The 16,895-nt window shown below is 69.3% G+C and carries 14 protein-coding genes; 8 read left to right on the forward strand and 6 right to left on the reverse strand.

Annotation, left to right across the window (positions count from 1 at the left end; genetic code table 11):
• The first annotated feature begins 47 nt into the window (after window positions 1-47).
• From pstC to phoU, 4 genes are read left to right on the forward strand one after another with little or no spacing between them, the layout of a single operon-like run.
• On the forward strand, window positions 48-1,256 hold the full coding sequence (pstC, locus tag BUB57_RS06685) for a phosphate ABC transporter permease subunit PstC (RefSeq protein ID WP_073064159.1): 1,209 nt from the start codon (window positions 48-50) through the stop codon (window positions 1,254-1,256).
• Window positions 1,253-2,596 carry a phosphate ABC transporter permease PstA gene (pstA, locus tag BUB57_RS06690; protein ID WP_073064162.1) on the forward strand — a complete coding sequence of 448 codons (1,344 nt, stop codon included), beginning with the start codon at window positions 1,253-1,255 and terminating at the stop codon, window positions 2,594-2,596. Before pstC ends, pstA begins: the two co-directional genes overlap by 4 nt.
• 23 nt (window positions 2,597-2,619) lie before the next feature.
• Window positions 2,620-3,423, forward strand: a complete 804-nt coding sequence (pstB, locus tag BUB57_RS06695) for a phosphate ABC transporter ATP-binding protein PstB (RefSeq protein WP_073064166.1) — start codon at window positions 2,620-2,622, stop codon at window positions 3,421-3,423.
• 17 nt (window positions 3,424-3,440) lie between these two features.
• Window positions 3,441-4,160: a phosphate signaling complex protein PhoU gene (phoU, locus tag BUB57_RS06700; protein ID WP_073064169.1), complete on the forward strand. Its 720-nt coding sequence runs from the start codon at window positions 3,441-3,443 to the stop codon at window positions 4,158-4,160.
• Window positions 4,161-4,236: 76 nt separating this feature from the next.
• Here phoU and lpdA read toward each other — a convergent pair whose 3' ends face one another.
• The 4 genes from lpdA to queA are packed head-to-tail and all read right to left on the reverse strand — an operon-like array spanning window position 4,237 to window position 8,578.
• Window positions 4,237-5,628, reverse strand: coding sequence for a dihydrolipoyl dehydrogenase (lpdA, locus tag BUB57_RS06705; RefSeq protein WP_073064173.1), 1,392 nt, complete (start codon window positions 5,626-5,628; stop codon window positions 4,237-4,239).
• Window positions 5,629-5,670: 42 nt separating this feature from the next.
• Window positions 5,671-6,270, reverse strand: coding sequence for a DUF924 family protein (locus tag BUB57_RS06710; protein ID WP_073064176.1), 600 nt, complete (start codon window positions 6,268-6,270; stop codon window positions 5,671-5,673).
• A 2-nt stretch (window positions 6,271-6,272) separates the two neighbouring features.
• Window positions 6,273-7,523: an MFS transporter gene (locus BUB57_RS06715; RefSeq protein ID WP_073064179.1), complete on the reverse strand. Its 1,251-nt coding sequence runs from the start codon at window positions 7,521-7,523 to the stop codon at window positions 6,273-6,275.
• On the reverse strand, window positions 7,517-8,578 hold the full coding sequence (gene queA / locus BUB57_RS06720; protein ID WP_073064183.1) for a tRNA preQ1(34) S-adenosylmethionine ribosyltransferase-isomerase QueA: 1,062 nt from the start codon (window positions 8,576-8,578) through the stop codon (window positions 7,517-7,519). The genes BUB57_RS06715 and queA overlap by 7 nt, the downstream gene beginning before the upstream one ends.
• Window positions 8,579-8,759: 181 nt before the next feature.
• Between queA and hisC the strand changes: the two genes are divergently transcribed.
• Both hisC and BUB57_RS06730 read left to right on the forward strand, forming a co-directional pair.
• Complete coding sequence (gene hisC, locus BUB57_RS06725; RefSeq protein WP_073064186.1) at window positions 8,760-9,905, forward strand: histidinol-phosphate transaminase; 1,146 nt, start codon at window positions 8,760-8,762, stop codon at window positions 9,903-9,905.
• Window positions 9,902-10,834 (forward strand): prephenate/arogenate dehydrogenase family protein, encoded by a 933-nt coding sequence (locus tag BUB57_RS06730; RefSeq protein WP_234952005.1) that lies wholly within the window; start codon window positions 9,902-9,904, stop codon window positions 10,832-10,834. The genes hisC and BUB57_RS06730 overlap by 4 nt, the downstream gene beginning before the upstream one ends.
• 122 nt (window positions 10,835-10,956) lie before the next feature.
• Here BUB57_RS06730 and BUB57_RS06735 read toward each other — a convergent pair whose 3' ends face one another.
• Complete coding sequence (locus BUB57_RS06735; RefSeq protein ID WP_073064190.1) at window positions 10,957-11,958, reverse strand: DUF2125 domain-containing protein; 1,002 nt, start codon at window positions 11,956-11,958, stop codon at window positions 10,957-10,959.
• A gap of 63 nt (window positions 11,959-12,021) precedes the next feature.
• Between BUB57_RS06735 and BUB57_RS06740 the strand changes: the two genes are divergently transcribed.
• Both BUB57_RS06740 and rnr read left to right on the forward strand, forming a co-directional pair.
• A complete protein-coding gene (locus BUB57_RS06740) occupies window positions 12,022-12,567 on the forward strand; it encodes a gamma-glutamylcyclotransferase (protein WP_073064193.1) in 546 nt (181 codons plus the stop codon).
• A gap of 82 nt (window positions 12,568-12,649) precedes the next feature.
• Window positions 12,650-14,908, forward strand: coding sequence for a ribonuclease R (rnr, locus tag BUB57_RS06745; RefSeq protein WP_084732008.1), 2,259 nt, complete (start codon window positions 12,650-12,652; stop codon window positions 14,906-14,908).
• A gap of 276 nt (window positions 14,909-15,184) precedes the next feature.
• Here the strand turns inward: rnr and BUB57_RS06750 are convergent, their stop codons facing one another.
• A complete protein-coding gene (locus tag BUB57_RS06750; protein ID WP_073064196.1) occupies window positions 15,185-16,780 on the reverse strand; it encodes a phosphoenolpyruvate carboxykinase in 1,596 nt (531 codons plus the stop codon).
• Window positions 16,781-16,895 lie beyond the last annotated feature (115 nt).

Consider the following 16,895-nt stretch of genomic DNA (forward strand, 5'->3'; position numbering starts at 1 on the left):
AGGCCGGCCCCGTCCGGTCCTGCGCCCGGCGCTGCTTTCGAGGATCCATGTCACCTCTTACGACACTCATCATCATCCTGGGGCTTGCGGGGCTCGGCTATCTGCTGGGCCGGCGCCGCGCGGTGGCGCTGGTCGCGGGGGATACGCGGCAGCTGCATTCGCGCCCGGCCTATCACGGCTGGCTGGTGGCGCTGCTGGCGGCGCTGCCGCCGCTGGGGCTGCTGGTGCTGGGCGGGCTGGCGGGGCCGCTGATCCCCGGCGCGACCCACGGCGCGGGGGCGCTGCTGGCCCCGGCGGCGGCACTGCTGGCGCTGGCCGGGCTGGGGGTGGGGCTCGCCCGCATCTCGCCCGGCTTCCGTGCCCGCAACGCGGTCGAGCGGGTGATCGGGCTGCTGCTGATCCTGTGTTCGCTGATCGCCATCGCCACCACGCTGGGGATCGTGCTGTCGCTGGTCTTCGAATCGGCCAGCTTCTTCCGGCTTTACCCCTGGCACGAGTTCCTGTTCGGCACCGAATGGACCCCGCGCTTCGGCGGCGGATCCAAACTGGGGATGCTGCCGCTGCTGTGGGGGACGCTGTATATCAGCTTCATCGCGCTGCTAGTGGCGGTGCCGATCGGGCTGTTCGCGGCGATCTACATGTCGGAATACGCCTCGCGCCGGGTGCGCGCGGTCGCCAAGCCGGCGATCGAGGTGCTGGCCGGGATCCCGACCATCGTCTACGGGCTGTTCGCGCTGGTCACGGTCGGCCCGCTGATCCGCGACTGGCTGGCGCAGCCGCTGGGGCTGGGGGACAGCGGCGCCTCGGTCGCGACAGCCGGGCTGGTGATGGGGATCATGCTGATCCCGTTCGTCAGCTCGCTTTCGGACGACATCATCAACGCGGTGCCGCAATCGCTGCGCGACGGGGCGCTGGGGCTGGGCTCGACCCCCTCGGAAACCATCCGCCACGTGGTGATCCCGGCGGCGCTGCCCGGCATCGTCGGCGCGGTGCTGCTGGCGGCATCCCGCGCCATCGGTGAAACCATGATCGTGGTGCTGGGCGCGGGCGCCATGGCCCGGATCAGCGGCAACCCGTTCGAGGCGATGACCACCATCACCGTCAAGATCGTGGGCCAGCTGACCGGCGACAACGACTTCAACTCGCCCGAGACGCTGGTCGCCTTTGCGCTGGGGCTGACGCTGTTCGTGATGACGCTGGGGCTGAACGTGCTCGCCCTCTACATCGTGCGCAAATACCGGGAGCAATACGAATGAGCGATCCGGCCCAGACCGCCCCGCGCCCCCGCCGCTCGCTGCTGCAGACCGACGCCGGCACCCGCCGCCGCAATGCGGCCGAGCGGCGGTTCCGCACCTATGGCGCCGCGGCGATCCTGACCGCCATGGCGGCGCTGGCGGTGCTGATGTTCACCGTGTTCCGCGACGGCGCCTCGGCCTTTGTGCAGGCCCGCGCCACCATTCCGGTGGTGATTGCGGCCGATGTCGTCGACCCCCAGGGCAACCGCGACCCGGCCGAGATGGCGAAGATCCTGACCATGAGCTACAGCCGGCTGCTGGACCAGGCCCTGACCCGCGAGATCGCGCGCAGCGGCATTCAGGTCGGGGGCCTGACCCAGCGCGACATCACCGGCTTCCTGTCGGCGCAGGCCCGCGCCGATCTGCGCCGGGCGGTGCTGGCCGACCCTTCGCTGGTCGGGCAGGAAATCGAGTGGCGGATGATGACCTCGTCGCGGGTGGATGCGATGCTCAAGGGCCGCATCACTCGCGAGATGGCGGCGCGGGACGCCAGGACCTCGGTCGCGCAATATGATCTGGCGATGGCGCTGCGCGACCGCGGGGTGGTGCGTGCCGGCTTCAACTGGCGCTTCATCACCGCGCCCGACGGCTCGGACAGCCGCCCCGAGGCCGCAGGACTGGGCGTTGCGATCCTCGGCTCGTTCTACATGATGCTGATCGTGCTGGTGCTGGCGCTGCCGATCGGGGTGGCGGCCTCGATCTGGCTTGAGGAGTTCGCGCCCAAGAACCGGCTGACCGACGTGATCGAGGTGAATATCTCGAACCTCGCCGCCGTCCCCTCGATCGTGTTCGGGATCCTCGGGCTGGCCGCCTTCATCAATTTCGTCGGGCTGCCGCGCTCGGCCCCCATTGTCGGCGGGCTGGTGCTGACGCTGATGACGCTGCCCACCATCATCATTTCCACCCGCGCGGCACTGAAGGCGGTGCCGCCCTCGATCCGCGATGCGGCGCTGGGGGTAGGGGCGTCGCGGATGCAGACGGTGTTCCATCACGTGCTGCCGCTGGCGATGCCGGGGGTCCTGACCGGCACCATCCTGGGGCTGGCGCAGGCGCTGGGGGAAACCGCGCCCTTGATGCTGATCGGGATGGTTGCGTTCGTAACTACCTATCCCTCGGCCCCGCCGCAGGGGCTGTTCGATCCGGCCTCGGCGCTGCCGGTGCAGATCTACAACTGGACCCAGCGCGCCGACCCGGCCTTCTTCGAACGCGCCTCGGGGGCGATCATCGTGCTGCTGGCCTTCCTGCTGGCGATGAACCTGATCGCCATCTGGCTGCGCCGCAAGTTCGAGCGCCGCTGGTAACCGCGGCCGGAAAGACCATATCCATGAACCAGATGACACAGGCGGAGCGCAGCGTGCAGACCGAGACCCGGGACGTCAAATTCGAATGCCGCGACGTGCAGGTGTGGTATGGGGAAAAACACGCGCTCAAGGACGTGGGCGTCGATATCCTCGACAAGACGGTGACGGCCTTCATCGGCCCCTCGGGCTGCGGCAAGTCCACCTTTCTGCGCTGCCTGAACCGGATGAACGACACCATCGCGGCCGCGCGGGTCGGCGGGCAGATGCTGCTGGACGGCGAGGATATCTATGACCCCCGCGTCGATCCGGTGCAGCTGCGGGCGCGGGTGGGGATGGTGTTCCAGAAACCCAACCCGTTCCCCAAGTCGATCTATGACAACGTGGCTTACGGCCCCCGTATCCACGGGCTGGCCCCGACCCGCGCCGATCTGGATGCGGTGGTGGAAAAATCCCTGCGCCGGGCGGCGCTGTGGGACGACGTCAAGGACCGGCTGGGGGAAACCGGCACCAGCCTGTCCGGCGGGCAGCAGCAGCGGCTGTGCATCGCCCGCGCCATCGCCACCTCGCCCGAGGTCTTGCTGATGGACGAACCCTGCTCGGCGCTCGACCCCATCGCCACCGCCCAGATCGAGGAACTGATCGACGAGCTGCGCGACCGCTATTCGGTGGTGATCGTCACCCACTCGATGCAGCAGGCCGCAAGGGTCAGCCAGAAGACCGCGTTCTTCCACCTGGGGCACCTGGTCGAATACGCCAGCACCGACGACATCTTCACCAGTCCGAAGGACCCGCGGACGGAAAGCTACATCACCGGCCGGATCGGCTGACGGAAAGGACGTTTGCAATGCAACGCGACAAGCACATCATGTCCGCCTTTGACCGCGACCTGGAAAGCATCCAGGCCGAGGTGATGCGCATGGGCGGGCTGGTCGAGACCGCGATCGCCGATGCCGCCCGCGCGCTGGAAACCAGCGACGAGGCCCTGGCCGAGGAAGTCCGCCGCCGCGACCGCGAGATCGACCATCTCGAGGTGCAGATCAACGAATCCGCCGCAAGGCTGATCGCGCTGCGCGCCCCGCGGGCCACCGACCTGCGGCTGGTGCTGACGGTGATCAAGGTCGCCTCGGCGCTGGAGCGGGTGGGGGATTACGCCAAGAACATGGCCAAGCGCACCCATCTGCTGGCGCAGATGCCCACGATTCCCGGCGCCGGCCTGGCGCTGCGGCGGATGACGGAAGCCGTCAGCACCCTGCTGCGCGACGCGCTGGACAGCTATGTCCGCCGCGATGCGACTCTGGCGGCCGAGGTCCGCGCCCGCGACATCGAGGTCGACCAGATGTACAATGCGCTGTTCCGCGAGTTCCTGACCCACATGATGGAGGACCCGCGCAACATCACCGCCTGCATGCACCTGCATTTCATTGCCAAGAACGTCGAGCGCATGGGCGACCACGCAACATCCATCGCCGAGCAGGTGCTGTATCTGGTCCACGGCACGCTGCCCGAGGACCCGCGTCCGAAAAGCGACAGCGTGGCCGCGGTCAACCTCGGCGGGGCGGGTTAGGCAAGACGGCCCGCAGCCTGTCTTTGGTGTTCAAATATCCTGGGGGTCCGGGGGCAAGGCCCCCGGATGCCGCAACTCAGAAATGGATCGCCCGCCCATAGGCGTCCAGCACCGATTCATGCATCATTTCCGACAGGGTCGGGTGGGCAAAGACCGTGTGCATGAAGTCTTCCTCGGTCAGCTCGGCGGTCTTGCCGATCACGTAGCCCTGGATCAGCTCGGTGACCTCGGTGCCGACCATATGGGCGCCTAAAAGCTCGCCGGTCTTGGCGTCGAACACCGTCTTCACCATGCCCTCGGGCTCGCCCAGGGCGATGGCCTTGCCGTTGCCGACAAAGGGGAAGCGGCCGATTTTCACCTCGTGCCCCGCCTCTTTCGCCTTGGCCTCGGTCAGCCCGACCGAGGCGACCTGCGGCTGGCAATAGGTGCAGCCGGGGATGTTCGCGGCCTTGACCGGGTGCACGTTTTTCCCGGCGATCAGCTCGGCCACCATCACCCCTTCGTGGCTGGCCTTGTGGGCAAGCCAAGGCGCGCCGGCCACGTCGCCGATGGCGTAAAGCCCGTCGACGCCGGTGCGGCAGTATTCGTCGGTCACCACGTGGCTGCGGTCCAGCTTGACCCCCAGCGCCTCGAGCCCCAGCCCCTCGACGTTGCCGACGATGCCCACCGCGGAAATCACCGTGTCGAACTCCTGCGTCACGGTCTTGCCGCCCGTCTCGATATGGGCGGTCACGGTCTTGCCTTTGCGGTCCAGCTGCTTGACCGTGGCCTTTTCCATGATCGTCATGCCCTGCTTGACGAACTGCTTCTTGGCAAAGGCGGAAATCTCGGCGTCCTCGACCGGCAGCACGCGGTCCATCACCTCGACCACCGTGGTTTTGGCGCCCAGCGTGTTGAAGAAGCTGGCGAACTCGATCCCGATCGCGCCCGAGCCGATGACCAGCAGGTTTTCCGGCATCCGCCTGGGCACCAGCGCGTGGCGGTAGGTCCAGACCAGCTCGCCGTCGGCCTCCAGCCCCGGCAGCTCGCGGGCGCGGGCGCCGGTGGCCAGCACGATATTCTTGGCCGTGACCTCCTCAACCCCCTTGTCGGTCTTGACCGAAAGCTTGCCGGGCGCGGTCAGCGTCGCCTCGCCCATCACCACCGCGACCTTGTTCTTTTTCAGCAGGTGGCCGACGCCGCCGGCCAGCTGCTTGGCCACGCCGCGCGACCGCTGCACCACCGCGCCCAGGTCAAAGCCCAGGTCGCCGGCCTTCAGCCCGTAATCCTTGGCCCGCCCCATCAGGTGGAACACCTCGGCCGAGCGCAGCAGCGCCTTGGTCGGGATGCAGCCCCAGTTGAGGCAGATGCCGCCCAGGTTCTCGCGTTCGATCACCGCGGTCTTCAGCCCCAGCTGCGCGGCGCGGATCGCGCAGACATAGCCGCCGGGACCGGCGCCGATCACCACCACGTCGAAACTCTGCGCCATCGCTTTCCCCTCGTCGCTGCCGGCCGGTTCACATTTGCAGGCTCAGGGCAGATCGGCAAGCGACAGACTGCCCGAGACCAGCGCCCCATAGCCGCCTGCGTCCATCACCATCCGCTCGGATTCCGTGGAAATCCGCGCAAGTGCGGCATTGCGCCACGGAAAGCGGCCGAATTTCGCGATGGTGTCGCGGTGGATCTGCGCGTGCAGCAGGTTCTCGCCCGGCATCCGCTGGGCGAACAGCTCGACCGCCAGCTCCTGGTCGGCCGGCTCTTCGCTGTGCTCGAAGGGCAGGTAAAAGAACTGCCGCGCCGGTTCCGGGGTGGCCAGGTCGTGGCCGGCGTCCAGCGCGGCGCGGGCGATGCGCAGCGCCAGCGGGTCGGTGGAAAAGGCGCGGGCGTCGTCCCGGAACATGTTGCGCGGGAACTGGTCGGTCAGGATCAGCGCCGCCAGCGCGCCGGTGGCGCTGCCGGCCCATGCCTCGGCCAGCCGCGGCGCGTCGATCCAGGCGGCCATGAAGCGGTCGCGCACCAGCCGGTCCAGATCGTCGCTTTGCTGGTACCAGCCCTTGGGCCCGGTCTCGTCGATCCAGAAACTGATGATGTCTTCCGGCGTCGGATCGGGCTGGGCGTCGCTGTGGGTCATATCTAGTCATCCTGCGGGTGGGTGGAATGGCTGTCCCCAGCCTCGGCCAGCGCGGCCTCGACCGCAACCGGGGTTGCGGCGGGCATCAGCACGGCAAAGTTCTGGTCCAGGCTGGGCGTGGCGCGCTGCGTCATCCGCCAGGCGCCATAGGCGGTCAGCATCGCCAGCAGCACCGCCATATAGATCCAGAACCCCTCGGGGCCGATCAGGGTCATCAGCCAGCCGGTCAGGATCGGCCCGAACACCGAGCCCGCGCCGTTGACCAGCAGCAGCCCGGCCGAGGCCGCCGCCATGTCCGAGGCGTCCAGGAAGTCGTTGGTATAGGCGATCAGCAGCGCATAGACCGGGTTGGCGACGCCGCCGACCAGCGCCGCGGCCAGCAGATAGCCCCAGATGCCCAGCTCGGCCACCGCGACCACCGCCGCCACCGCCGCGCCGAACCCCGACAGCGCGATGATCAGCTTGCGCCGGTCCAGCCGGTCCGACAGCCAGCCGATCGGATATTGCGCCAGCAGCCCGCCGACCGAGATCGCCGCGACGAAGGCCGAGATCTGCTTGACGTCCAGCCCGATCACCGCCCCCCAGACCGCGCCCATGCCCAGCAGCGCCGAAAACACCCCGCCCACCAGGAAGATGCCGACGCACCCCAGGGGCGATGCGCGGTAAAGCCGCGGCAGGCTCATCGGCTTGATCTGCTCGAACCGCGGGGCCTGCACCTGCGCCAGCAGGATCGGGGTGAAAGCCAGCGACACCAGCACCGAGGGGATGACGAACAGCATCCACCCCGCCGGGTCGCCGACGTTCAGCAGCGCCTGCCCGGTGACCAGCCCCAGCATCTGCATGATGAAATAGGCCGACATCGCCTGGCCGCGGGTCTCGTTGGTGGCGCTGGCGTTCACCCAGCTTTCGGCGGTGATGTAGACCCCGCAGAAGCAGAAGCCGATCAGCAGCCGCAGAACCGCCCAGGCGATCCAGTGCGGCGCGGCGGCGTAAAGGATCAGCACCGCCGAGATCAGCGACCCCAGCGCCGCGAACACCCGCACATGCCCGACCCGCTGGATCATCGGCGGCACCGCCAGGCTGCCCAGCACGAAGCCGCCGAAATAACCGGCCATGACCACCGACATCAGCGAGGTCGGGATCCCCTCGATGCCGCCGCGCACGCCCAGCAGCGTGCCCTGCATCCCGTTGCCGACCATGAACAGCAGGATGCCCAGCAGCAGCGGCCAGGTGGTGCGCAGAACGGTCAGCATGGCGCCTCGGGCAGCAGCAGGGATGCGTCTCCGTAGCTGAAGAACCTGTAGTCTTGATCAACGGCGTGCGCGTAGATCGCGCGGACACGATCCACCCCCATCAGCGCCGAGACCAGCATCATCAGCGTCGATTTCGGCAGGTGGAAATTGGTCATCAGCCCGTCGGTGACGCGGAAGCGGTAGCCGGGGCGGATGAAGATGTCGGTCATCCCGTCATAGGGGCTCACCCGCCCGTCGGGCGCGGCCGCCGATTCGATCAGCCGCAGCGCGGTGGTGCCGACCGGGATCACGCGGCGACCCTCGGCCCGCGCGGCATTGATCGCGGCGGCGGCAGCGGCCGAGACGATGCCGCGTTCGGCGTGCATCCGGTGCTGGCTGATGTCGTCGGTCTTGACCGGCAGGAACGTCCCCGCCCCCACATGCAGGGTGACGCGGGTGGTCTGCACCCCCATCGCCGCCAGCGTGGCCAGCAGCGCATCGTCGAAATGCAGGCTCGCGGTGGGGGCGGCGACCGCGCCCGGACGCTCGGCCCAGACGGTCTGGTAGTCGGTGCGGTCCTGTTCGTCCGGGGGGCGCAGCGCGGCGATATAGGGGGGCAGGGGCATGGCGCCGACCAGCGCCAGCGCCGCGTCGAACGCCTCGCCCGCCGCGTCGAAATCCAGCAGCAGCGCGGCGTCCTCGATGCGGTCCACCCGCGCCGACAGCGCGTCGCCAAAGCGGATCACCTCGCCCTCGCGCAGCTTGCGCAGCGGCTTGGCCAGCGCCCGCCACCGGCCGCCGGGGGCGGGTTCCAGCAGCGTGACCTCGATCCGGGCGGTGGCCGGGCCCTGCTCTGACGCGCGGGTGCGGGTGCCGGTCAGCCGCGCGGGGATCACGCGGGTGTCGTTCAGCACCAGAAGGTCGCCCGGGCGCAGGAACGCCGGCAGGTCGCGGACATGGGCATCGGTGATCGTATCGCCCTGCGCCACCAGCAGCCGCGCGGCGCTGCGCGGGCGGGCGGGGCGGGTGGCGATCAGCCGCTCGGGCAGGTCGAAATCGAAATCGGACAGGCGCATGATGGCGTTGTCGGCCCGGCGTCGCGCCGGGTCAACTGCCTGTCCGCGCAAACCGGCGCGAGCGGGCGGCACGAGGCCGCTGTCCCTGCCGCCGCCCGGCATGGGCAGCCGCCGCCGCGCCTGCCCCTTTCCATCGCCCGGCCGCTTGCCTAAGACGACGTGACCCATTCGAGAGCACGACATGAGCCAGCAGCCGCCCAGCCCCAGCCAGCCCGGTTCCGACCAGCCCCGCCCCGTGATCCAGCCGCAGCCCGGCATCATGGAGATCGCGCTTTACGAGGCCGGGGCCGCCACGCTGTCGGGGCGCAGCGACGTGCTGAAGCTCAGCTCGAACGAGAACCCGTTCGGCGCCAGCGACAAGACGCGCGAGGCGGTGGCGCGGGCGGCGCATGCGATGCACCGCTACCCCTCGACCGACCACGCAAGGCTGCGCGCTGCGATCGCCGAGGTGCACGGGCTGGACCCCGACCGGATCATCTGCGGCGTGGGTTCGGACGAGATCATCCATTTCCTGTGCCAGGCCTATGCCGGGCCGGGGTGCGAGGTGCTGTTCACCGAACACGGGTTCCTGATGTATCGCATCAGCGCGCTCGCCGCAGGCGCGACCCCGGTCGCCGCGCCCGAGCGCGAGCGGACCACCGACATCGACGCGCTGATCGCGGCCGCGACCCCGGACACGCGGCTGATCTTTGTCGCCAACCCCAACAACCCCACCGGCACCATGGTCGCCGAGGAAGAGCTTGCGCGGTTGGCCGAGGCGGTGCCGCAGACGCTGCTGGTGATCGACGGGGCCTATGCCGAATATGTCGGCCCCGATTTCGACGGCGGCGCCGGGCTTGTCGAGCGCCTGCCCAACGTGGTGATGACCCGGACATTTTCAAAGATCTACGGGCTGGGTGGGCTGCGGGTCGGCTGGGCCTATGCCGCGCGCGAGATCATCGACGTGCTGAACCGCATCCGCGGCCCGTTCAACCTGTCCAGCCTGGCGCTGGAAGGGGCCGAGGCCGCGGTGCGCGACCATGCGCATCTGGAACATTCCCGCAGCGAGAACGCGCGGCTGCGCGACTGGCTGGCGGCGGCGCTGGCGGAACGCGGCGTGCCTTCGGACCCGTCGTTCGCCAATTTCATCCTCGCCCGGTTCGAGGACGCGGCGACGGCCGAGGCCTGCGACGCCATGCTGCGGGGTGAGGGCATCATCGTGCGCGGGGTCGGCGGCTACGGCCTGCCGCAATGCCTGCGCATCACCATCGGGGACGAGGCCTCGTGCCGCCGCGTGGCCCATGTCATCGGCCAGTTCATGGCCGGCCGCGCCGCGGTGGCGACATGAGCGCGCCGGCAGCCGCGCCGATGTTCCGGCGCGTGGCGCTGATCGGGCTGGGGCTGATTGCCGGCTCGATGGCACTGGCGATGCGCGAATCGGGGCTGGCGGGGCGAATCGTGGGCTATGCCCGCTCGGACGAGACCCGCGCCACCGCGCGCGAGATCGGGCTGGTGGACGAGGTGACCGACAGCGCGGCCGAGGCCGTTGCCGGCGCCGATCTGGTGGTGCTGGCGGTGCCGGTGGGCGCCATGGGCGAGATCGCAGCCGAGATCGCCCCGCATCTGGCCCCGGGCGCGATCCTGACCGACGTCGGCTCGGTCAAGCAGTCGGTGATCGAGGCAGTGGCGCCCCATGTCCCTAAGGGCGTGCATTTCATCCCCGGTCACCCGCTGGCGGGGACCGAACACTCCGGCCCGCGCTCGGGCTTTCCTTCGCTGTTTCGCAACCGCTGGTGGCTGCTGACGCCGCTGCCCGACAGCGACCCCGCGGCGGTCGCGCGGCTGACGGAACTGGTCCGCGCGCTGGGCGCCAATGTCGAGACGATGGAGCCCGCGCATCACGACCTGGTGCTGGCGGTGACCAGTCACGCGCCGCACCTGATCGCCTATACGATGGTCGGGGTCGCCGACCACCTGCGCCGGGTCACCGACGACGAGGTGATCAAGTACTCCGCCGCCGGTTTCCGCGATTTCACCCGCATCGCCGCCTCGGACCCGACCATGTGGCGTGACGTGTTCCTGCACAACCGCGAGGCGACGCTGGATATCCTCGGCCGCTTCGCCGAAGAGCTGTTCGTGCTGCAACGCGCCATCCGCATGGGTGACGGCCAGCATCTGCACGACTACTTCACCCGCACTCGCGCCATCCGCCGCGGCATCATCGAGGCGGGGCAGGACACCGCCGCCCCCGACTTTGGCCGCGCGGGGAAGGAGTGACGGATCGGGGCTCTGCCCCGGCCTTTCTCGCTGAAAAACGGTCCGGTGGACCGGGGTCCTGCCCCGGACCCCGGGCTATTTAGGGCAGATGAAAGCCCCTTGGAGTTGCGGGGCGGTGAGGGTCAGCGGCTGAGGCGCGGCGCTTCGCCGAGCGGCAGCGGGCCGAGGAACATGCGGCCGTCGCGGAAGATCAGCGGGATGCGCAGCTCGCCCGGGGCGGGCTCGTCCGGGGCTTGGGTGGTCGCGGGCAGGTCGATCTCGGTTGCGGCGGCCTGTTCCAGGGCGGTGCCGGCGAGCATGACCAGCCGGGGCGGGATCAGCCCCAGATCGCCCGCCAGCTGCATCCAGGCGCGGGCGTCGGCGGTGTAAAGGAACAGCGCGCCCTCGGCCCGGTTGTCCGCGTCCGCCGTCAGCTGCCCGGCGATGCGCAGCGTCTGCGGCCCCAGCGTCAGGGTGAAGCCGGGCGAGGCGATGCCGGCCAGTTGCGGCTCGGGCCCGCGGGGGCGCAGCGGGCCGGTCAGAAAGACCTGCGCGCTGCCCTTGCCCGACAGCGCCTGCGCGGCCAGCGCCGGGGGCAGTTCCAGCAGCGCCGCGGGGGATAGCCCGGACCATTCGGCCTCGACCGCATAGGCGGCGCGGGCGGCTTGCGGGGCCTGCGCCCCCATCGGCGCCAGCAGCGCCTGCGCCTCCAGCCGCGCCAGCAACGGCGTGCCGTCGACGCTGACCGGGCCGCTGCTTGCCGCCATCAGCCCCACCGCCATCCGGCTGCCCGGGGACACCCGCAGCCCCAGCCCCGCATCCTGCGCCGCGACCTGCCGTGCCTTTCCCAGCAGCGGCAGCTGCATCTGCGCCGGCAGTTCGGCGTGGAAATGGGTGGGCGCACTCGGCGCCGCCCAGAGCTCGACCGAAGGCAGCAGCGCCGCGCCGCCCTGCGTCTGGACGGAGAGCTCGGAGAGATGCAGCCCGATCCGGTCCAGCCGCCGCAGCGGCGCCACCGCCGCTGCCTCCAGCCGGGGATCCTGTGCGATCAGGCGCTGCGCCCTTGCGGCCAGCCATGTCTCGCCGCCCAGCCATGTCGCGGCCAGCGCCGCCCCCACCAGCAGCAGGATCGACAGGAACCGCATCGGGACCTCACTTGCAAAACCGCGCGTCCGCCCTAACCTTTGCCCGGTGGAAAGGGCAAGCGGATGGACAAGGGTTTCTGGGTCTTCGGCTATGGCTCGCTGATGTGGGCGCCGGATTTCCCGGTGGCCGAGCGGGTGATCGCGCGCAGCGACGGCTGGCGGCGCAGCTTCTGCCTGCTTTCGGTCTGCCATCGCGGGACGCTGGCGCAGCCGGGGCTGGTGCTGGGGCTGGAACGCTGCGCCGGCGCCTCCTGCACCGGGCTGGCGCTGCGAATCGAGGATGCGCTGTGGCCCGAAGTCATTGCCGCCATCCGCACCCGCGAGCTGGTGACCGAGGCCTATCGCGAGGCCAGCATCGACCTGACGCTGGCCGACGGGCGCCGCGTCGCCGCGGTCACCTATGTGATGCGCCCCGAGCATCGGCAATACGCGGCGGGGCTGTCGGCGGACGAACAGGCTGCGATCATCGCCGCCGCCCATGGCGGGCGCGGGCCGAATGCCGATTACCTGTTCAACACCGTCGCCCATCTGGCCGAGCTGGGCATCCCCGACAACGACATGGCCGGGCTGGCGGAACGGGTGCGGGCGCTGAAGACCTCGGCCGCCTGAACCCGAGCCAGGCGGAACTTGTGGCGCGGGGCCGTGCTTTCCCCTCTGCCGCCGCTGCGGGCGGCGTGATAAGCGTGTCGCCATGGTCCAGATGCTCCCCTCCCGCCAGCAGATCCTCGACTGGATCGCAGACAACCCCGACGCGACCGCCAAGCGCGACATCGCCAAGGCCTTCAACATCAAGGGCAGCGCCCGGATCGAGCTGAAGCGCCTGCTGCGCGAGCTGGAGGCCGAGGGGCTGCTGGAACGCCGCCGCCGCAGCTATCGCGACTACGAACGGCTGCCCCCGGTCAGCGTGGTCGAGATCCTGCCCCCCGACGATAGCGGCGACCTGTTCGCGCGGCCGCTGGAATGGCAGGGGGCGGCGCCGATGCCGCGCATTCTGTTCCTGCCGCGGCGCACCGACCCGGCGGTGGGTGCGGGCGAGCGGGTGCTGGTCCGGCTGGCCGAGACCGAGGGCGAGGACCACCAGTACGAGGCGCGGCTGATGCGCCGCATCGGCACCGCCCCGCATCGCATCGTCGGCATCTTCCGCAAGGAAACCGAGGGCGGCCGCATCCTGCCCATCGACAAGGGCGCGGACAAGACCTGGCGGGTGCGCGGCGACGCCACGCTGGACGCACAGGACGGCGAGCTGGTCGAGGCCGAGCAGATCGGCACCCGCGCCCGCCTGGGCCTGCCGGATGCGCGCATCATCGAGCGGCTGGGCGATCCGTCGGCCCCCCGCGCGGTCAGCCTGATCGCCATCAACCAGCACGGCATTCCCGACGATTTCCCCGACGCGGTGATGGCCGAGGCCGACGCCCAGAAACCCGCCCCCATGGGCGAGCGCGAGGATCTGCGCGACCTGCCCCTGGTCACCATCGACCCCGAGGACGCCCGCGACCACGACGACGCGGTGGCGGCGATGCTGGACGACGACCCGGGCAACCCGGGCGGGGTGGTGCTGTGGGTGGCCATCGCCGATGTGGCGCATTACGTGCGCCCGCAATCGGCGCTGGACCGCGAGGCCCGCAACCGCGGCAACTCGACCTATTTCCCCGACCGGGTGGTGCCGATGCTGCCCGACATCCTGTCGGGCGATCTCTGTTCGCTGCACCAGGGCGTGGACCGGCCGGTGATCGCGGTCCGCATGCGGTTGGACGCGCAGGGCAACAAGATCGGGCATCGCTTCTGCCGGGGGATGATGCGCAGCCTTGCCTCGCTGTCCTACGAACAGGCGCAGGCCGCCGCCGACGGCCAGCACGACGAGCAGACCGCGGCCCTGATGGACGAGGTGATCCGGCCGCTGTTCGCGGGGTACGAGCTGCTCAAGGCCGCCCGCGCGCGCCGGCAGCCGCTGGACCTGGAACTGCCCGAGCGCAAGATCGAGCTGACCCCGGACGGCCGGGTGAAATCGGTGGCCTTCCGCGAGCGCTACGACGCACACCGGCTGATCGAAGAGTTCATGGTGCTGGCCAATGTCGCCGCCGCCGAGGAACTGACCCGCCTGCGCCGGCCGCTGCTGTTCCGCGTCCACGAGGAACCCAGCCCCGAAAAGCTGGATGCGCTGCGCGAGGTGGCGCAGGTATCGGGGTTCAGCCTGGCCAAGGGGCAGGTGCTGCAGACCAGCCAGCTCAACCGCCTGCTGGCGCAGGCGCAGGGCACCGATTTCGACGAGCTGATCAACATCAGCACCCTGCGCTCCATGACGCAGGCGTATTACAATGCGGAAAACCTCGGGCATTTTGGGCTGGCGTTGAAAAACTACGCGCATTTCACCTCGCCGATCCGGCGCTATTCGGACCTGATCGTGCACCGGGCGCTGATCTCGGCGCATGGCTGGGGAAAGGACGGGCTGTCGGCGCAGGATATCGAGACGCTGGAACAGACCGCCCAGCATATCAGCGACACCGAGCGCCGCAGCATGGCGGCCGAGCGCGACACCAACGACCGCTATCTGGCCGCCTATCTGTCCGAGCGGGTGGGGACCGAGTTTTCCGGCCGCATCAACGGGGTGCAGCGCTTCGGCGCCTTCGTGCGGCTGGACGAGACCGGCGCCGACGGGCTGCTGCCGATCCGCGAGATCGGGCGCGAGTATTTCCACTACGACCCCGATAACCAAACGCTGATCGGGGCCGACAGCGGGCTGCGCATCGGCATCGGCCAGCGCGTCACCGTGCGGCTGGCCGAGGCGGTGCCCACCACCGGCGGGCTGACGCTGGAACTGGTCGAGGTCGAGGGCGCGCCGCTGCCCGCCCCCGGCGGCCCCCGCGGCAAGGCCGCCCGCCGCGGTTTCATCCGCGGCAAGCTGCGCGCGGACGCGGCGGAACGCAAACGCTCGCGCCTGCGCCGCAAATAGGCACGGCGCCGCCATCGTCAGAATCATCGCACGGATGAATGCACCCGGCAGATCACGCGCCATCAGGCGCGGGGCCGGCCGGGCAATTATTCCATGCCGAAAAGGGTCGCTTCTTTCTGGCCCAAATACCCCGGGCTTTCGAGCGCCTGGAAAACAGTCCAGCGGACTGTTTTCAGCGAGAAAGGGGCGAAGCCCGAGGGAGGCGGCGCCCCGGTCCGGCCCAAAGAAAAAGCCGCCCCCGCAGGGACGGCCCTTTCCTCGCATCCGGGCGTCGGGTCAGATCGCCGCGTCGCGCACGTCCTGGTCCACCTTGTCTTCGTATTTGGTGAAGTTGTCGCGGAACATCCCCTTCAGCTTTTCCGCCTGCGCGTCATAGGCGGCACCGTCCGCCCAGGTCGCGCGCGGGTCCAGCAGCTTGTCGTCGACGCCCGGCACGCTCACCGGCACCTCGAAGCCGAAGTTCGGGTCGCAGCGGAACTCGACCCCGTTCAGCGAGCCGTCCAGCGCCGCGGCCAGCAGGGCGCGGGTGGCCTTGATCGGCATCCGGCTTCCGGTGCCGAACGGGCCGCCGGTCCAGCCGGTGTTGACCAGCCAGCAGGTGGCGCCGGACTTGCGGATCCGCTCGGCCAGCAGGCGGCCGTATTCCTCGGGGCGCCGCGGCATGAACGGCGCGCCGAAGCAGGTCGAGAAGGTCGGCACCGGCTCGACGATCCCGTCCTCGGTCCCCGGGGTCTTCGAGGTGAAGCCGGACAGGAAGTGATACATCGCCTGCTGGGGCGTCAGCCGTGCGATCGGCGGCATCACCCCATAGGCGTCCGAGGTCAGCATGATGACGTTCCTCGGTTGCCCGGCGATGCCGGTTTCCGAGGCGTTCGAGATCGCCTCCAGCGGATAGGCGCAGCGCATGTTCTCGGTGATCGAGCTGTCGGCGAAGTCCAGCTCCAGCGTGTCGGGGTCGAACACCATGTTTTCCACCACGGTCGCGAATCGCGAGGTGGTGGCGTAGATTTCCGGTTCCGCCACGGGCGACAGGTTGATGGTCTTGGCGTAGCAGCCGCCCTCGAAGTTGAAGACGCCCTTGTCCGACCAGCCGTGTTCGTCATCGCCGATCAGCGTGCGCGAGGGATCCTGCGACAGCGTGGTCTTGCCGGTGCCCGACAGGCCGAAAAAGATCGCCACCTCGTCAGGATTGCCGACGGCGTGATTGGCCGAGCAGTGCATCGGCATGATGTCGCGCCCGGGCAGGATGTAGTTCAACAGGGTGAACACGCCCTTCTTGTTCTCGCCCGCGTATTCCGTGTTGGCGATCAGGATCAGCTTGCGATCGAAGTTCAGCGCGATCACCGTCTCGGTGCGGCAGCCGTGGCGCGCCGGGTCGGCCTTGAAGCTGGGACAGTTGACGATGGTCCAGTCGGGGGTGAAGCCGGCCAGTTCCTCGGCCTCGGGGCGGCGCAGCAGATGGCGGATGAACAGGCTGTGCCAGGCCAGCTCGCTGACCACCCGCACGTCCAGCCGCTGTTCGGGATCGGCGCCGCCGAACAGGTCCTGCACGAAATATTCCCTGCCCTTCATGTGTTCCAGCATGTCGGCGTGCAGCCGCTCGAACGCCTCGGGGTCCATGGGCGGATTGTTGTCCCACCAGATCGAATCCTCGACCGAAGCGGTGCGGACCACGAACTTGTCCTTGGGCGAGCGGCCGGTCTTGGCGCCGGTCGACACCAGGAACGCGCCGCCCAGACCCAGCTTGCCTTCCTCGCGCCGGATCGCGGCTTCGACCAGTGCGGGTTCGAGCAGGTTATAGTGAACCTGGCCCAGCCCGACGATTCCCTGGTCTTCGAGTTTGCAGTTCGGGTTGACGCGGGTCTGTGCCATGCCGGTACTCCATAAGGGCGCTGTCGCTGGGCGCATCTAATAACATGGGGATTTGACGATGATAGACCGGCAAAGGCCACAGTTAGCGCAACCATCGGAAGTTAGCGATACCATC

The organism is Paracoccus solventivorans, assembly GCF_900142875.1.
Lineage (GTDB): Bacteria > Pseudomonadota > Alphaproteobacteria > Rhodobacterales > Rhodobacteraceae > Paracoccus > Paracoccus solventivorans.